The organism is Intrasporangium calvum (genome assembly GCF_028446585.1).
Taxonomy (GTDB): domain Bacteria; phylum Actinomycetota; class Actinomycetes; order Actinomycetales; family Dermatophilaceae; genus Intrasporangium; species Intrasporangium calvum_A.
This window is the reverse complement of sequence record NZ_JAPFQL010000003.1, coordinates 55652-70542: the sequence shown is the minus strand read 5'-3', so window position 1 is coordinate 70542 and position 14891 is coordinate 55652. Positions and strand designations below refer to the sequence as shown.

The window sequence follows — 14891 nt, the reverse complement described above, 5'->3', positions numbered from 1 at the left end:
CGGTCAGCCGATGCGACTGAGGTCCGGACGCATCCGCGCCACGATGAGCGCCTGGGCGAGGGTGAGGCCGCCGAGGATGACCCAGACCGGGGCGAGACCACCGGTGACGTCGCGGACGAGCCCCATCGCCAGGGGCCCGACCGACGCGATGCTGTAGGAGACGAGGAACGTCATCCCGGTGAGCCGGCCGCTCGCCTCGGGCGTGTGGGCATAGCGGACGAGCAGCACCAGGGCCAGGGAGAAGGCGGCGCCCTGCCCGAGCCCGAGGATGACGGCCCACAGCCAGGGGGCCGCCTCGGGCGCGGCCCAGATGGCGAGGCAGCCGGCCACCGCGAGCGCCCCGGCCGCGAACAGGAGCCGGCGCAGGTCCGCCGCGCGGTCGCTGAGCAGGGGCCCGAGCAACCCGGAGACGACCTGAGCCCCGCTGAACACCGCACCGAGGTAGCCGGCCGCGGCCCGGTCCCAGCCGAGCTCGACATACGTCGGTGGCAGCCAGGTGACGGCTGAGTAGAAGCACCAGGACTGGAGGGACAGGTAGCCCGCGACGACCCACGCGGTGGGGTGGCGCCAGGGCAGGCGTCCGGGCCCCTCCTCGCCGGGGGTGTGGTGCGGGTTGGCCCGGACCGTGAACGGCGCCCACGCCAGCAGGCCGACGAGGACGAGGACGGACCAGGAGGCCAGCGATCCCTGCCACGAGCCGAGCCGGTCGGCGAGTGGTGCCGACAGCGCGGACGCCAGCGCGGCGCCGCCCATCATGGCGAACATGTAGAGGCCGGTGACGAGGCCGACCCGGTGGGGCGGGAAGAACGTCTTGACGAGGCGCGGGAGCAGGGTGCCCGCGACCGCGATGCCCACACCGGCGACGAACGTGCCGGAGTAGAGGGTGACGACGTCGTCACCGAACCACCGGCTCGCCGTGCCGACGAGCGCGCACGCCAGAGCGGCGAGCACGGCCGCGACCGCGCCGAGCCGGTGCGCGATCCCGGAGGCGAGCGGTGCGAACAGGCCCATGCACAGGACCGGCAGGGTCGTCAGTGCGCCGGCTGCTGCGTGGCTCAGGCCGAGGTCGCCCGAGATGGCGTCGAGCAGCGGCGGGACGCTGGTGATCGCGGCGCGGAGGTTGCCCGCGACCGCCACCAGGGCCGCCGCCATGATCCAGACGGGCGGCAAGGGCTTGAGGGCCACCGAAGGGGTGGCTGGCACGGTCATGTCGCGGGGTTCCGTCCGGTGCGCCCGGTGCTGGTGTCGATGACGAGGTCCGACCGCGACTTCGTGTCGTCCGAGGCGAACACGGCCTCCTCCTGGGCGGCCCAGCGCTGCCAGTGTGGCCGGTAGGTCTCTCCGTCCCGCGCGAGTCCCCGGTCGCGGCGGACGTCCCGGTCAGCCTCCATGAACACCGTGACGGCGGCGAACGGCCTGGCGGGCCCGACGCTGGCACCGCACCCCTCGACGACGAGGAAGTCGGCCGCCTCGACGCGCACGGTGCCGTCCCAGCCACCCTCCTGCCAGTCCCAGCGGTCGTATGCCGCTGAGCTCGCTCGGGAGATCGGCTCGAGGACGCGCGTGGCCAGGAGCTCAGACGACTCGGCCAAGCCGTCCCAGCCGGGATAGAGCTGGTCCATGTGCACCACCTCGACGGTGCCGTAGGCGGAGAGGGCCGCGGCCACGCCGTGGGCGAGCGTCGTCTTCCCGGCGCCGCTGCGGCCGTCGATCGCGACGACGGCCGTGTCGCCACAGCGCGGCAGGACGTCAAGGGCCAGCTCGACGACGGCCTCGACGTGGAGGGGGTCGGCCGGTCCCGTGATCTGGTCCCACATGAGCGCGACCCTACCCGCGAACTAGGCTTGACCCGTGCTTGCCCGAACCTCCGTCGCCACACGCGTCATCGCCTGCCTCGACGTCGACGCCGGTCGGGTGGTGAAGGGGGTGAACTTCGCCAACCTGCGCGACGCCGGTGACCCGGTCGAGCTGGCCCAGCTCTACGACGCCCAGGGCATCGACGAGCTGACCTTCCTCGACGTCACGGCGAGCTCCGGCAACCGCGAGACGACCTACGACGTCGTCCGGCGCACGGCGGAGCAGGTGTTCATCCCCCTGACGGTGGGCGGCGGCGTGCGCAGTGTCGACGACGTCGACCGGCTGCTGCGCGCGGGAGCCGACAAGGTGGGCGTCAACACCGCCGCCATCGCGCGCCCGGAGCTCATCGCCGAGATCGCGGATCGCTTCGGCGCGCAGGTCCTCGTCCTGTCTGCGGACGTGCGCCGACGGGTGGACCGGGAGGGGCGCCGCACCGACGACTTCGTCATGACGACCCACGGCGGCCGCACGCCGGTCGACCTCGACGCCATCGAGTGGTGCGCGCGGGCCGCCGAGCTGGGAGCCGGCGAGATCCTGCTCAACTCGATGGACCTCGACGGGACCAAGGAGGGCTTCGACCTCGAGCTGGTCCGGCGGGTGCGGGCAGCCGTCACGGTCCCGGTGATCGCGAGCGGTGGGGCCGGACGGCCCGAGCACTTCGCCCCGGCCGTCGAGGCCGGCGCGGATGCCGTCCTCGCCGCGAGCGTCTTCCACTTCGGTGAGCTCACCGTTGCGGAGGTCAAGGCCGCCATGCGGGCGGCCGGCCTCGTCGTGCGCTGAACCGTCCGCCGCGTGGCCGGCGCTCAGCCCAGGCCGAGCCGAGCCTGCTTGAGAGCGAGGACGTCGTCGGCGCGGCCCTCGAGCTGGACGTCCGCGTGGTCGGCGCGTCCGTAGGCGAAGAGGACGAGCTCGGCGGGTGCGCCGCGGACGATCACGGTGCCGTGCTCGTCGGGCAGCTTGGCGCAGTGCCGGCCGACGCCGGGCGCGACCAGGACGACCCCGGTGGGGGACCTGCGGAACATCAGCCGGCCGACTCGCCGCAGGGCGCTCCAGAGGGCTGCCTGGACGTCGGCGGGGAGGTCACGCGGCTCCCACTCCGGCTGGGCCCGGCGGACGTCCTCGTGGTGGACGAAGTACTCGACGAGGTTGGCCAGCTCGTCGACCACCGGGCGGGACAAGGGGTTCCAGGCCGGGGCCCCGGCGCGGACCTGGTCCACGAGCGCCGGGTAGTCCGTCTCCGCGAGCTGACGCTGCTCCCGCTCGAGCCGCTTGGCGAAGAGCGGGACGTAGGCACCGATGCCGAGGTCCGGTCGGGCCTCCCGAATCTGCAGGTGGGCGGCGAGGTCACGCGTCGCCCAGCCCTCGCAGAGGGTCGGGGCGTCCGGGCCGAGTCGCTCGAGCTCGTCGCAGAGCAGCTGTCGTTCGGACCATGCGTGTCGCGTCATGGGCGCCATCCTCTCAGGAGGCGATGCGGCGGTCTGCGGGCGGCGTCCAATCCGCTGGCACCGGCGGCTGCGCCGACCTAGGGTCGGGGAGTGATCGAACTCGCCCGCCCGACCAGCCTCCTGGCGCAGGAGTGGTGGGAGATGGTCGACGAGTTCGGGGACGAGCTCATGCACGGGTCCGCCTACCGGCCGGAGGAGAGGACCGCTCTGGAGCGACCGGGTGGCCTCGAGGCCTGGGTCGACCTGCTCGCCGCCCGCGAGGTCGACCAGTCCGCAGTCCCCGAGGGCTACGTGACGGCGTCGTACCGCTGGATCCTCGACGACGGGCGGCTCGTCGGCACGATCGCCCTGCGCCACCACCTCACCGAGGCGCTGCTCGTCATCGGCGGGCACATCGGCTATGCCGTGCGCCCGAGCGCGCGCCGACGCGGGGTGGCGACCGGAGCCCTTCGGATCGCGCTCCGCATGGCGGCGGCGCGCGGCATCGACCCCGCCCTCGTCACCTGCGACGAGGACAACCTCGCCTCGGCGCGGACGATCGAGGGCAGCGGCGGAGTCCTCGAGGACGTCCTCGGCACGACTCGCCGGTACTGGGTCCCCACCACGGCGCGCGCGGACGTCCGCACGTGACGGGCGACCGGCCTGCGGCAGCCGGGTCCACCCTTCGCCAAGGGCTCGCGGTGATCCGTCGGGGCATCGCGGCCCAGCCGCGGTGGTTCGCGGTCGCCGTCCTCGGGGCCACCGTCTACGGCGTGATGACGGGCCTCACGGCCTGGGCGATCGGATGGGTCGTGCAGGAGGCCGTGACCCCCGCCATCGAGGCCGGTCACGCCACGAGCGGGCAGCTGTGGCTCGTGGGTGGGGTGCTGTCCGCGGTGGTCCTGGTCAACGTCGTCGGCGTCGTCGGCAGGCGCCTCGCGGGCGGCATCGCGATGTACAACCTCGGCGCGCACTACCGCCGGGAGGTGACGCGTCAGTACCTGCGGCTGCCCCTCAGCTGGCACCACCGTCACCCGTCCGGGCAGCTGCTCTCCAACGCCAACGCGGACGTCGAGGCGACGTGGAACATCTTCGCCCCGCTGCCCATGGCGATCGGGGTGCTCGTCATGCTGGCCTTCGGGATCGTCCAGATGCTCGTCGTCGACCCCTTCCTCGCCGTCGTCGGCCTCACGGTCTTCCCGCTCCTCTTCGCCGCCAACGTGGCCTTCCAGCGAGCCATGTCGCCCCGGATGACCCAGGCGCAGCAGCTGCGCGCCGACGTGTCGCAGGTGGCCCACGAGAGCTTCGAGGCGGCCCTCATCGTGAAGTCCCTCGGACGCGAGGACCACGAGACGGAGCGGTTCCGCGCGGTGACCGACGAGCTGCGCGACGCGAACATCGAGGTCGGCCGGACCCGCGGTCGGTTCGACCCGGCCATCGAGGCGATCCCGACGCTCGGCACCCTCGCGGTGCTCCTCGTCGGGACTCACCGGGTGGGCTCCGGCAGCCTCTCCGCGGCCGAGGTGGCCCAGATCGCCTACCTCTTCTCGATCACCGCCTTTCCCGTCCGGGCGCTCGGCTGGGTGCTCGCCAAGCTGCCCCGCTCCGTCGTCGGCTGGGACCGCGTCTCGGCCGTGCTCGAGGCGCGGGGAGCCATGGATCACGGGGACCGTGACCTGCCCCGGAGCGGGGCGAGCACCGTGGCAACGGAGTCGGTCTCCTACGCCTACGAGATCGAGACCGACCCGGGAGAGCCCGAGGGGTCAGCCACCCTCCACCCCGCCGTCGTCGACGTCACCCTCGAGGTCCCGGCCGGTGCCACGGTGGCCGTGGTCGGGCCGACCGGCAGCGGCAAGTCGACCCTGACCAACCTCCTCATGCGGCTCGTCGACCCCGACACGGGCGTCGTCCTGGTCGACGGCATCGACCTGCGCGAGGTGCGTCGCGGCGGCGTGAGCGAGGTCGCCGCCCTCGTTCCGCAGCAGACCTTCCTCTTCGACGACACGGTCCGCGGCAACGTCACCCTGGGGAGCGCGCACGACGACGCAGCCCTGTGGCGAGCCCTCGAGGTGGCCCACGCCGCGGACTTCGTGCGACGGCTCGGCGCCGGGCTCGACACGCGCGTGGGCGAGCGGGGGGCCAGCCTGTCGGGTGGACAGCGCCAGCGGGTCGCGCTCGCCAGGGCGATCATCCGCGACCCCCAGCTGCTGATCCTCGACGATGCGACGTCGGCCGTCGACCCCTCCGTGGAGCAGGGGATTCTCGACCGCCTGCGCCGCGCCAGCGCCGGGACCACGGTCGTGGTGGTGGCCTATCGGATGGCGACGGTGCTCCTCGCGGACGAGGTCTTCTACGTCGAAGGAGGACGCGTGGTCGACCGAGGCACCCACGCGGCGCTGCTGGGCCGCTGCCCGGGCTACGAGCAGCTGATGACCGCCTACGCGCGCGAGGCAGCGGAGCGGGCGGCGATCACGGCCACCGAGGAGGCGGCCCGATGAGCCTGCGGTCCGCCCCTCCCGTCGAGCACCACGGCATCGCCTCCGGACGCGACCTGTCGACGTGGGGCACGCTCCGGCGTGGCATCGAGCTCTCCCCGGAGCTGCGCCGGGGCTTCGGTGTGACCGTGCTCCTCGCCGGCCTGTCCACCCTGGGCCGGGTGCTCGTGCCCTTCGTCGTGCAGCGGGTCACCGACGAGGGGATCCTGGCGGCCGGGGGCCCCCACGAGGACGTCGTGGCGCGCTACGTCGCGCTCGCCCTGGCCGGGGTCGTGGTCACCGCGCTGTCCGCCTATCTCGTCAACGTCCGACTCTTCCGGTCCTCGGAGACGGGCCTGGCCACCCTCCGGCTCAAGGCCTTCCGGCACATCCACGACCTGGCCATGCTGACCCAGAGCACCGAGCGCCGCGGGTCCCTCGTGTCCCGGGTGACCTCCGACGTCGACACCATCTCGATGTTCGTGCAGTTCGGCGGGCTGATGCTCATGGTCAACGTCGCCCAGATCACGCTCGCGACGGTGCTCATGCTCGTCTACAGCCCGGTGCTCGCCCTCGTCGTGTGGGCGTGCTTCGTGCCGCTCTTCTTCATCATCCGGCTGCTGCAGGGTGTCGTCGGCCGGGCCTACACCACGGTCCGTGAGCGGGTGGGCGACCTGCTGGCGGCCATCTCGGAGGCTGTCGTCGGCGCCCAGGCGATCCGCGCCTACGCGGTCGAGGACCGCACCGCCCAACGGATCGACGCGGCGATCGAGAACCACCGCGTCGCCGCGATCGGGGCCCAGGCGCGCGCCGTGCTGGCGTTCACCTCCGGGCAGCTCGTCTCCGGCCTGACCACCGCCGTCGTCCTCGTCGTCGGCACCGTGCTCGCTGCCCGCGGCAGTCTCACGCTCGGGGAGCTGCTTGCCTTCCTGTTCCTGGTCAACCTCTTCACCATGCCCGTCCAGCAGGCCACCGAGATCCTCAACGAGATGCAGAACGCCGTGGCGGGCTGGCGTCGAGTCATCGGGATCATCGACACCCCCGCCGACGTCGCCGACCCGGCGGACGGCGTCGTCCTCCCGCGCGGACCGATCACCGTCCGCTTCGAGGCCGTGGGCTTCGCCTACCCCGGCGGCGAGCCCGTCCTCCACGACATCGACCTGGCCATTGCCCCGCGGCGTCGAGTCGCCGTCGTCGGTGAGACCGGCACCGGCAAGTCGACCCTCGCGAAGCTGCTGACCCGCCTCATGGACCCGACCACCGGTCGCGTCCTCGTCGACGGGACCGACCTGCGGGACGTCGCCTTCTCGTCACTGCGCCAGCGCGTGGTCCTCGTCCCCCAGGAGGGCTTCCTCTTCGACGCCACCCTGCTCGAGAACATCCGCTTCGGCAGGCCGGCCGCATCGGACGACGACGTGCGGCTGACGATCACCGAGCTGGGCCTCGACGGCTGGGTCTCCGGACTGCCGCTCGGCCTCGCGACGCACGTGGGCCAGCGGGGCGAGTCCCTGTCGGCGGGGGAGCGCCAGCTCGTCGCCCTCGCCCGCGCCTACCTCGCCGACCCGGACCTGCTCGTCCTCGACGAGGCGACCTCCGCGGTCGACCCCGGCACCGAGGTACGCCTCCAGCGGGCCCTCGACTCCCTGACGCGCGGCCGCACCTCGATCGCCATCGCCCACCGGCTCTCCACCGCCGAGGCAGCGGACGAGGTCGTCGTCGTCGTCGACGCCGGTCGGATCGTCGAGCGGGGCCCCCACGCCGAGCTGGTCGGGCGGGGCGGCGTCTACACGGGCCTCCATGACTCCTGGGTCGCCCAGCAGCAGTCCCTCTGAAGCCGGCCCCAGAGCGAGGTGGGCGACCGCGCGAGCGAGCCCAGCGGCATACGGCCGGGGTGACTTCGGGGCACAATGTGCCGGTGACCGAGAGCACCCCCGCGCCGACCGAGCTCGACCCCGCCATCTCCGCGATGCTCAAGCGCGACGAGCACGGGCTCGTCGCCGCGGTCGTGCAGCAGCACGACACGGGCGAGGTGCTCATGCTCGGGTGGATGGACGACGAGGCCCTGCGGCGCACGCTCAGCGAGGGACGCGTGACCTTCTGGTCCCGCAGCCGCGGCGAGTACTGGCGCAAGGGCGACACCAGCGGCCACGTCCAGTGGGTCAGGGGCCTGCGGCTGGACTGTGACGGCGATGCCCTCCTCGTCCAGGTCGACCAGGTCGGCGCGGCCTGCCACACCGGCGACCGGACCTGCTTCGACGCTCGGGTGCTGCCCGCTGTCGTCGGCGAGTCCGGCGGCACCACCGGATCCTGAGTGGCCAAGTGGCGCTGCGGACGTCCCGGATGGCGGGCACGGCCGGGACGCGTCCGCTGGTGCGCGAGAATGACGACGTGCCCGACATGACCCCCGAGACGACGGCCACGCGCCGGCCGACCAGCGTGGAGACGGGGACCGCTCCGCCAGCCGTGCCCCACGCCGACCTCAGCTGGGGCACCACCTGGCCGTCCCTCGAGGTCTTCACGGAGCTCGCCCTGGGCCACACTCGCGTCATCCCGGTCGTGCGCCGCGTGCTCGCCGACGCGGAGACGCCGGTCGGCGTCTATCGCAAGCTCGCCAAGAACGCCCCCGGCACCTTCCTGCTCGAGTCCGCCGAGCACGGCGGCGTCTGGTCTCGTTACTCCATCGTCGGCGCTCGCTGCGCCGCCACCCTGACCGAACGCGACGGGGAGGCGCACTGGATCGGCGACGTCCCGGTGGGGCTGCCGCAGTCAGGCGACCCGACAGCCGCCGTGCGCGACACCGTCGCGGCGCTCGCGACCCCCCGGATCCCCGGACTGCCGCCCCTGACCGGAGGGCTCGTCGGGGCGATCACCTACGACGCGGTGCGCCGGTGGGAGCGCGTGCCGGACGAGGGACGCGACGAGCTGCACCTGCCCGAGCTGGCCATGATGCTCGCGACCGACCTGGCCGTCTTCGACCACAGCGACGGGTCCCTGCTCCTCGTCGCCAACGCCGTCAACCGTGACGCCACGGACGAGCGGATCGAGGAGGCCTGGGCCGATGCGGTCGGCCGGCTCGACCGCATGACCGAGGAGCTCGCCGCAGCCGCACCCAGCACGGTGGCCACCATCGAGCCACAGGCCTCCGAGCCGGTCAGCAGCCACACGCCCGAGCAGTTCGAGTCGATGGTCGAGGAGGCGAAGGAGGCGATCCGGGCGGGGGAGGCCTTCCAGATCGTCGTCTCCCAGCGCTTCACCGTGCCGTGCACGGCCGATGCCCTCGACGTCTACCGGGCGCTGCGCGTCAGCAACCCCAGCCCCTACATGTACCTCCTCCGGCTCCCGCACCCTGACGGGTCGTCCTACGACGTCGTGGGGTCGAGTCCCGAGGCCCTGATCAAGGTGACCGGGCGCCAGGCGATCACCCATCCGATCGCCGGGTCCCGGCCCCGCGGCAAGAGCCCCGACCACGACGCACACCTCGCAGAGGACCTGCTCGGCGACGCCAAGGAGCGGGCCGAGCACCTGATGCTCGTCGACCTCGCCCGCAACGACCTCCAGCGAATCTGCCGGGCAGGGACCGTCGACACCGTCGACTTCATGTCCGTCCGGCGTTACAGCCACATCATGCACATCGAGTCGACGGTCGTGGGCGAGCTGCGGCCCGAGTGCAGCGCCTACGACGCCTTGGTCGCGACCTTTCCGGCCGGCACGCTCTCAGGGGCGCCCAAACCGCGGGCCATGGCGCTCATCGACCGCTACGAGGGGCTGCGTCGCGGGCTCTACGGGGGAGTCGTCGGCTACCTCGACTTCGCCGGTGACCTCGACATGGCCATCGCCATCCGCACCGCACTGATCAAGGACGGGCAGGCGCACGTGCAGGCGGGTGCGGGCATCGTCGCCGACTCGGTGCCGCACCTCGAGTACGCCGAGACCGTCAACAAGGCTGCGGCCGCGCTGCGCGCCGTCGCAGCGGCCGCCGGGATGCGGCCGGTGACGCGGTGAGCGACGCGAGCACGGACATGAGCAGCGAGGTCGGGCGTCCGGCCGCCCTCGACAAGCGCCGGTCCGCACTGGCCGTGGGCCTGCCGGCACTCGGCTTCATCGGCCTGTCCACGCAGGTGTGGGCGAGTGGCACGACAGGAGACGTGCTCAGCGCGGGCACCGTTGACGTCACGGGTGGCGGCGGCGCTCCCGGTGCCGTCGGGCTGGCCGTCATCTGCATCGTCTCGCTGCTCGCCCTGATGACCGGTGGGCCGGTCATCCGTGGGATCTCCTCGGTCGTCCTCACGCTCTCGGCGCTCGGTGCGCTCGTGCTGGCCCTCCTCGTCGCGCTCCGCCCCGAGGACGCCGTCGCGGGTGCCCTGTCGGAGGAGCTGGCCCGGACGACGGCGCCGGACGCCAACGGCGCCACCACGGTGTGGGGCTGGGCGGCGGTCGCCGTCGCAGGCGTCCTGCTCGCCGGTTGTCTCGCGGTGGCCGCGTCCAGCCGACGCTGGGCCGGCCTGTCGGCCCGCTACGAACGACGGGCCGCGGCGGGTCCGCGAGGAGAGGTCCGCACTGCGTGGGACGAGCTGAGCGAGGGTGCCGACCCGACCCTGGGCGACGGGCCGGAGCGGCCCTGACAGAATGACGGACCTGACCTGACAGAATGACCCGAGAGCGGCCCGGACCGACTCACGGAGCGTGGCTCGCCGAGTCGCCCCGTGACTCGCCCACTCACGACAACCGAGCAGCCGCCGGACGACGCATCGGCGATCGACCAGGGACGCCGACCGGATGGGAGACAACGCCATGGAAGAACACCACGAGGACCACGGACACAGCGTTGCGGCGTGGACCGCGGTGGGCATCATGCTCGTCGGAGCCGCGCTCGGCAGCATCGCCGTCGTCATCCCCAGCATGCTGCTGGGCATCATCGCCGCCGTCGTGATCGTTGCCGGCGCCATCGCCGGCAAGGTCCTGGCCATGGCCGGCTACGGCAGCAAGCCGCACGACAGTGAGCGCGAGGACCTCATCGCTGACGCTCCCGACGAGCGCGGCACCTCGACCGTCGGCAAGAGCTGAGAGCAGTGTCGACGGTTCTCGACGAGATCATCAGCGGCGTTCGCGAGGATCTCGCGACCCGTCGCGCAGCCGTTCCGTTGGCGCAGGTCGAGGAGCTGGCTGCGGCCGCCCCGGCCGCTCTCGACCCGGTTCCCGGCTTCCGCGCCGCACCGGGGGTCGCCGTCATCGCCGAGGTGAAGCGACGCAGCCCGAGCAAGGGCGCCCTCGCCCCGATCGCCGAGCCGGGACGCCTGGCGGCCGCCTACGCTGCCGGTGGGGCGAGCGCGGTGAGCGTGCTCACCGAGCAGCGCCGCTTCGGTGGGAGCCTCGCCGACCTCGACGCCGTCCGAGCGGCGGTCACCATCCCGGTGCTGCGCAAGGACTTCATCGTCGACCCCTATCAGGTCCTCGAGGCGCGGGCTCACGGCGCCGACCTGATCCTGCTCATGGCGTCCGCCCTCGCGGACGACGACCTCCGCGAGCTGCATGACCTCGCCACCGGCCTCGGCATGACCCCCCTCGTCGAGGTGCACGACGCGGCCGAGGTCGAGCGGGCTCTCGCCGTCACGCCCGCCGTCGTCGGGGTCAACGCCCGCAACCTCAAGACGCTCGACGTCGACCGGCAGGTCGTCGCGGACCTCCTGCCCCTCCTGCCTCCGGACGTCGTGGCCGTCGCCGAGTCCGGCGTCACCGGCCCGGCCGACGTCGCGGAGTACGTTCGTGCCGGCGCCGGGGCAGTGCTCGTCGGCGAGGCTCTCGTCACGGGCGGGGCGCCGAGCGACGCGGTGGCGGCGTTCATCGCGGCGGCCCGTGACGTGCGTCCCCACCCTGCCGGCGCCGCGCCCGGCGTGACCCAGGACAAGGAGTGACCATGTCCCCCTCGATGCCGCATGCGGAGCCGGTCGGGCGCTTCGGCAGGTTCGGCGGACGTTACGTCCCCGAGGCCCTCATCCCCGCCCTGGAGCAGCTCGAGGAGGTCTGGCGCAAGGCCGTCGTCGATCCGGCGTTCACGGGCGAGCTGGAGCGGCTGCACCGCACCTACACCGGGCGGCCCAGCATCATCACCGAGGTGCCGCGCTTCGCCGAGCACTGCGGAGGGGCCCGCGTCCTGCTCAAGCGGGAGGACCTCAACCACACGGGCTCGCACAAGATCAACAACGTCCTCGGCCAGGCGCTGCTGACCAAGCGCATGGGCAAGACCCGCGTCATCGCCGAGACCGGCGCCGGTCAGCACGGCGTGGCCACGGCGACCGCGGCGGCGCTGCTCGGCCTCGAGTGCGTCGTCTACATGGGCAAGAAGGACACCGAGCGGCAGGCTCTCAACGTCGCGCGGATGCGGCTGCTCGGTGCCGAGGTCGTGGCCGTCGAGCACGGCAGCCAGACGCTCAAGGACGCGGTCAACGAGGCCTTCCGCGACTGGGTGGCCAACGTCGCCACGACGCACTACGTCCTCGGCACGGTCACCGGGCCGCACCCCTTCCCCGAGATGGTCCGCGAGTTCCACCGCGTCATCGGCATCGAGGCGAGGCAGCAGGTGCTCGACCTCGTCGGTCGCCTGCCGGACGTCGTCTGCGCGTGCGTGGGCGGCGGCTCCAACGCCATCGGCATCTTCCACCGCTTCCTCGACGACACCGCGGTGCGCCTCGTCGGCCTGGAGGCCGGCGGCTCCGGAATCGAGTCCGGCAAGCATGCCGCGCGGTTCTCCTCGGGCATCCCGGGCGTGCTCCACGGCGCCTACACCTACGTCCTGCAGGACGAGGACGGCCAGACGATCGAGTCCCACAGCGTCTCGGCCGGCCTGGACTACCCGAGCGTCGGCCCCGAGCACGCGCTGCTGCGCGAGTCCGGGCGCGCCGAGTATCGTCCGATCACGGATGACGAGGCCATGGAGGCCTTCCGGCTGCTGGCCCGCACCGAGGGGATCCTGCCGGCCATCGAGAGTGCCCACGCGCTGGCAGGGGCCATGCAGCTCGGGCGCGAGCTCGGCCCGGAGGCCCTGATCCTGGTCAACCTCTCCGGGCGCGGCGACAAGGACGTGCACACCGCAGCCGAGTGGTTCGGGCTGATCGATGCTCCCGGGAAGGCCACGCCACCTCCCGCCACCGAGGACGAGGCAGGGACCAAGGGAATGGGGCAGCAGCAGTGAGCGTCAGGCCGATCCTTGATGCGTGCCGGGCCGAGGGCCGCGCGGCTCTCATCGGCTACCTGCCCGTCGGCTTCCCGTCCGTCGACGGGTCCATCGAGGCCATGGAGGCGCTCGTGCGGGCCGGCGTCGACATCGTCGAGATCGGTGTGCCCTACAGCGACCCCGTCATGGACGGGCCCGTGATCCAGGACGCAGCGGTCCGGGCACTCGAGTCGGGCGTGCGGCTGAAGGACACCTTTGCCGCGGTCCGCGCGGTGCGGGCCGCCGGGGCCGGCGCCCTCGTCATGACCTACTGGAACCCGGTCCTGCGCTACGGCGTCGACCGCTTCGCCGCGGACCTCGCTGCTGCTGGCGGGGACGGCCTGATCACCCCCGACCTCATCCCCGACGAGGCAGGCGACTGGATCAGGGCGGCCGACGAGCAGGGCCTGGACAAGGTCTTCCTCGTGGCCCCGAGCTCGACACCCGAGCGCCTGGCCGCGGTGACCGGTCGGTCGCGCGGCTTCGTCTACGCCACCGCCGTCATGGGAGTCACCGGGGCACGGGCGAGCGTGGGCGACGCCGCCGAGGATCTCGTGGCCCGCACGAGGGCGGTCACCGACCTGCCCGTCTGCGTCGGCCTCGGCGTGTCCACGGGGGACCAGGCCAGCCAGGTGGGTCGGTTCGCCGATGGTGTCATCGTCGGGTCCGCGCTGGTGCGGTGCCTCACCGAGGCGCAGAGCCCGGAGGCCGGTCTGAAGGAACTCGAACAGCTGGCCGGCGAGCTCGCCGACGGGGTTCGGAAGGGACGCGCATGACCCAGCTCAGCGGCATACCACTGCTTCTTCCTGCGGAGATCCCCTCGCCCACGCAGTCCGTCTGGTACCTCGGGCCGGTGCCGATCCGGGCCTACGCGATGTGCATCCTCGCGGGCATCGTCGTCGCCGTGTGGCTGACGCAGCGGCGCCTGGCCGCTCGGGGAGCGGCGCCCGGCGTCGCGATCGACATCTCCGCGTGGGCCGTGCCCTTCGGCATCGTCGGTGGCCGGATCTATCACGTGATCACGGACGCCGACAAGTACTTCGGCCCCGGCCGCAACCCGATGGACGCTCTCAAGATCTACGAGGGTGGCCTCGGCATCTGGGGCGCCATCGCCCTGGGCGCCGTGGGCGCGTGGATCGGCTGCCGCCAGTCCGGCGTCGACTTCCGGGACTTCATCGACGCGGCGGCGCCCGGCGTCGCGATCGCGCAGGCGATGGGCCGCTTCGGCAACTGGTTCAACAACGAGCTCTACGGCGCCGAGACGGACGTGCCGTGGAAGCTGCGCATCCACGTCTGGGACCAGGCAGCCGGCCGGGCCCAGCTGGACCTCGCGGGCGAGCCGATCGTGCGCGGCTACTTCCACCCGACGTTCCTCTACGAGGCGCTGTGGGTCCTCGTGCTGGCGGCCTTCCTCATCTGGCTGGGTCGACGGTTCCGCCTCGCCCGCGGGCAGGTGTTCGCCGCCTACGTGATGGGCTACCCGGTCGGGCGCATCGTCGTCGAGAACATGCGGACCGACCCCGCCACCCACATCCTCGGCCAGCGGGTCAACACGTGGACGTCGATCCTCGTCTTCCTCCTCGGGGCCTGGCTGTGGTGGTGGTTCGACAAGCGCGCCGGCGCGCGGGACGAGCCGGCCGACGCCGACGGCGGCTCCGCCACCGCCACCGACACCGCCACGGACACCGAGCCCGTCGCGTCGCCCGATGGCGCAGCCGAGGGAGAGGCGGCCTCGGGGTCCGAGGCGGGAACGGGGCCGCCGGACCGCTCGCCGGCCTGACGCTCACGGAGGTCTCGCGTCTCACCATCCGAAATTGGCCGTATCAATACGTAGGACAGGCCGCACCGCCAGTATCTTTCTGCCCAATGCTTGTGGCCAGAGCCGTCCACAGCCCTATGCCATTCCAGGGGATTGATTACTGCCAG

General features: G+C 72.7%; 15 protein-coding genes. 12 read left to right on the top strand and 3 right to left on the bottom strand.

What is annotated here, in order from left to right:
* Positions 1-3: 3 nt before the first annotated feature.
* Both OO014_RS01420 and OO014_RS01415 read right to left on the bottom strand, forming a co-directional pair.
* Positions 4-1209 carry a CynX/NimT family MFS transporter gene (locus OO014_RS01420; protein WP_272460443.1) on the bottom strand — a complete coding sequence of 402 codons (1206 nt, stop codon included), beginning with the start codon at positions 1207-1209 and terminating at the stop codon, positions 4-6.
* The gene (locus OO014_RS01415; protein WP_272460442.1) at positions 1206-1817 is read right to left on the bottom strand and encodes an AAA family ATPase; all 612 of its coding nucleotides are present in this window, start codon (positions 1815-1817) and stop codon (positions 1206-1208) included. Before OO014_RS01415 ends, OO014_RS01420 begins: the two co-directional genes overlap by 4 nt.
* 34 nt (positions 1818-1851) lie before the next feature.
* Here OO014_RS01415 and hisF point away from each other — a divergent pair, with 34 nt between their 5' ends.
* A complete protein-coding gene (hisF, locus tag OO014_RS01410) occupies positions 1852-2637 on the top strand; it encodes an imidazole glycerol phosphate synthase subunit HisF (RefSeq protein ID WP_272460441.1) in 786 nt (261 codons plus the stop codon).
* Between the two features lie 23 nt (positions 2638-2660).
* Here the strand turns inward: hisF and OO014_RS01405 are convergent, their stop codons facing one another.
* Positions 2661-3302 (bottom strand): TIGR03085 family metal-binding protein, encoded by a 642-nt coding sequence (locus OO014_RS01405; RefSeq protein WP_272460440.1) that lies wholly within the window; start codon positions 3300-3302, stop codon positions 2661-2663.
* 90 nt (positions 3303-3392) lie between these two features.
* On the opposite strand from OO014_RS01405, the gene OO014_RS01400 reads away from it, so the two are divergent.
* The 11 genes from OO014_RS01400 to lgt all read left to right on the top strand — a co-directional run bounded on the left by OO014_RS01400 (position 3393) and on the right by lgt (position 14745).
* Positions 3393-3932 carry a GNAT family N-acetyltransferase gene (locus OO014_RS01400; protein ID WP_272460439.1) on the top strand — a complete coding sequence of 180 codons (540 nt, stop codon included), beginning with the start codon at positions 3393-3395 and terminating at the stop codon, positions 3930-3932.
* The gene (locus OO014_RS01395) at positions 3929-5779 is read left to right on the top strand and encodes an ABC transporter ATP-binding protein (protein WP_272460438.1); all 1851 of its coding nucleotides are present in this window, start codon (positions 3929-3931) and stop codon (positions 5777-5779) included. The genes OO014_RS01400 and OO014_RS01395 overlap by 4 nt, the downstream gene beginning before the upstream one ends.
* The gene (locus OO014_RS01390; protein WP_272460437.1) at positions 5776-7587 is read left to right on the top strand and encodes an ABC transporter ATP-binding protein; all 1812 of its coding nucleotides are present in this window, start codon (positions 5776-5778) and stop codon (positions 7585-7587) included. The genes OO014_RS01395 and OO014_RS01390 overlap by 4 nt, the downstream gene beginning before the upstream one ends.
* Positions 7588-7664: 77 nt before the next feature.
* On the top strand, positions 7665-8066 hold the full coding sequence (gene hisI / locus OO014_RS01385) for a phosphoribosyl-AMP cyclohydrolase (protein WP_272460535.1): 402 nt from the start codon (positions 7665-7667) through the stop codon (positions 8064-8066).
* A gap of 86 nt (positions 8067-8152) precedes the next feature.
* Positions 8153-9757, top strand: a complete 1605-nt coding sequence (locus OO014_RS01380) for an anthranilate synthase component I (RefSeq protein WP_272460532.1) — start codon at positions 8153-8155, stop codon at positions 9755-9757.
* A complete protein-coding gene (locus tag OO014_RS01375) occupies positions 9754-10377 on the top strand; it encodes a Trp biosynthesis-associated membrane protein (protein ID WP_272460436.1) in 624 nt (207 codons plus the stop codon). Before OO014_RS01380 ends, OO014_RS01375 begins: the two co-directional genes overlap by 4 nt.
* Positions 10378-10546: 169 nt before the next feature.
* Complete coding sequence (locus OO014_RS01370) at positions 10547-10819, top strand: HGxxPAAW family protein (RefSeq protein WP_272460435.1); 273 nt, start codon at positions 10547-10549, stop codon at positions 10817-10819.
* Between the two features lie 5 nt (positions 10820-10824).
* Positions 10825-11667 carry an indole-3-glycerol phosphate synthase TrpC gene (trpC, locus tag OO014_RS01365; RefSeq protein ID WP_272460434.1) on the top strand — a complete coding sequence of 281 codons (843 nt, stop codon included), beginning with the start codon at positions 10825-10827 and terminating at the stop codon, positions 11665-11667.
* Positions 11668-11669: 2 nt separating this feature from the next.
* The gene (gene trpB / locus OO014_RS01360; protein WP_272460433.1) at positions 11670-12944 is read left to right on the top strand and encodes a tryptophan synthase subunit beta; all 1275 of its coding nucleotides are present in this window, start codon (positions 11670-11672) and stop codon (positions 12942-12944) included.
* Complete coding sequence (trpA, locus tag OO014_RS01355; protein ID WP_272460432.1) at positions 12941-13741, top strand: tryptophan synthase subunit alpha; 801 nt, start codon at positions 12941-12943, stop codon at positions 13739-13741. The genes trpB and trpA overlap by 4 nt, the downstream gene beginning before the upstream one ends.
* The gene (gene lgt / locus OO014_RS01350) at positions 13738-14745 is read left to right on the top strand and encodes a prolipoprotein diacylglyceryl transferase (protein ID WP_272460431.1); all 1008 of its coding nucleotides are present in this window, start codon (positions 13738-13740) and stop codon (positions 14743-14745) included. Before trpA ends, lgt begins: the two co-directional genes overlap by 4 nt.
* The last annotated feature ends 146 nt before the right edge of the window (positions 14746-14891 follow it).

Coding starts and splice junctions, on each gene's coding strand:
- OO014_RS01420 (WP_272460443.1), bottom strand. CDS start 1,209: ATGACCGTGCCAGCCACCCCTTCGGTGGCCCTCAAGCCCTTGCCGCCC.
- OO014_RS01415 (WP_272460442.1), bottom strand. CDS start 1,817: ATGTGGGACCAGATCACGGGACCGGCCGACCCCCTCCACGTCGAGGCC.
- OO014_RS01405 (WP_272460440.1), bottom strand. CDS start 3,302: ATGACGCGACACGCATGGTCCGAACGACAGCTGCTCTGCGACGAGCTC.
- OO014_RS01390 (WP_272460437.1), top strand. CDS start 5,776: ATGAGCCTGCGGTCCGCCCCTCCCGTCGAGCACCACGGCATCGCCTCC.
- OO014_RS01380 (WP_272460532.1), top strand. CDS start 8,153: ATGACCCCCGAGACGACGGCCACGCGCCGGCCGACCAGCGTGGAGACG.
- OO014_RS01370 (WP_272460435.1), top strand. CDS start 10,547: ATGGAAGAACACCACGAGGACCACGGACACAGCGTTGCGGCGTGGACC.
- trpB (WP_272460433.1), top strand. CDS start 11,670: ATGTCCCCCTCGATGCCGCATGCGGAGCCGGTCGGGCGCTTCGGCAGG.
- lgt (WP_272460431.1), top strand. CDS start 13,738: ATGACCCAGCTCAGCGGCATACCACTGCTTCTTCCTGCGGAGATCCCC.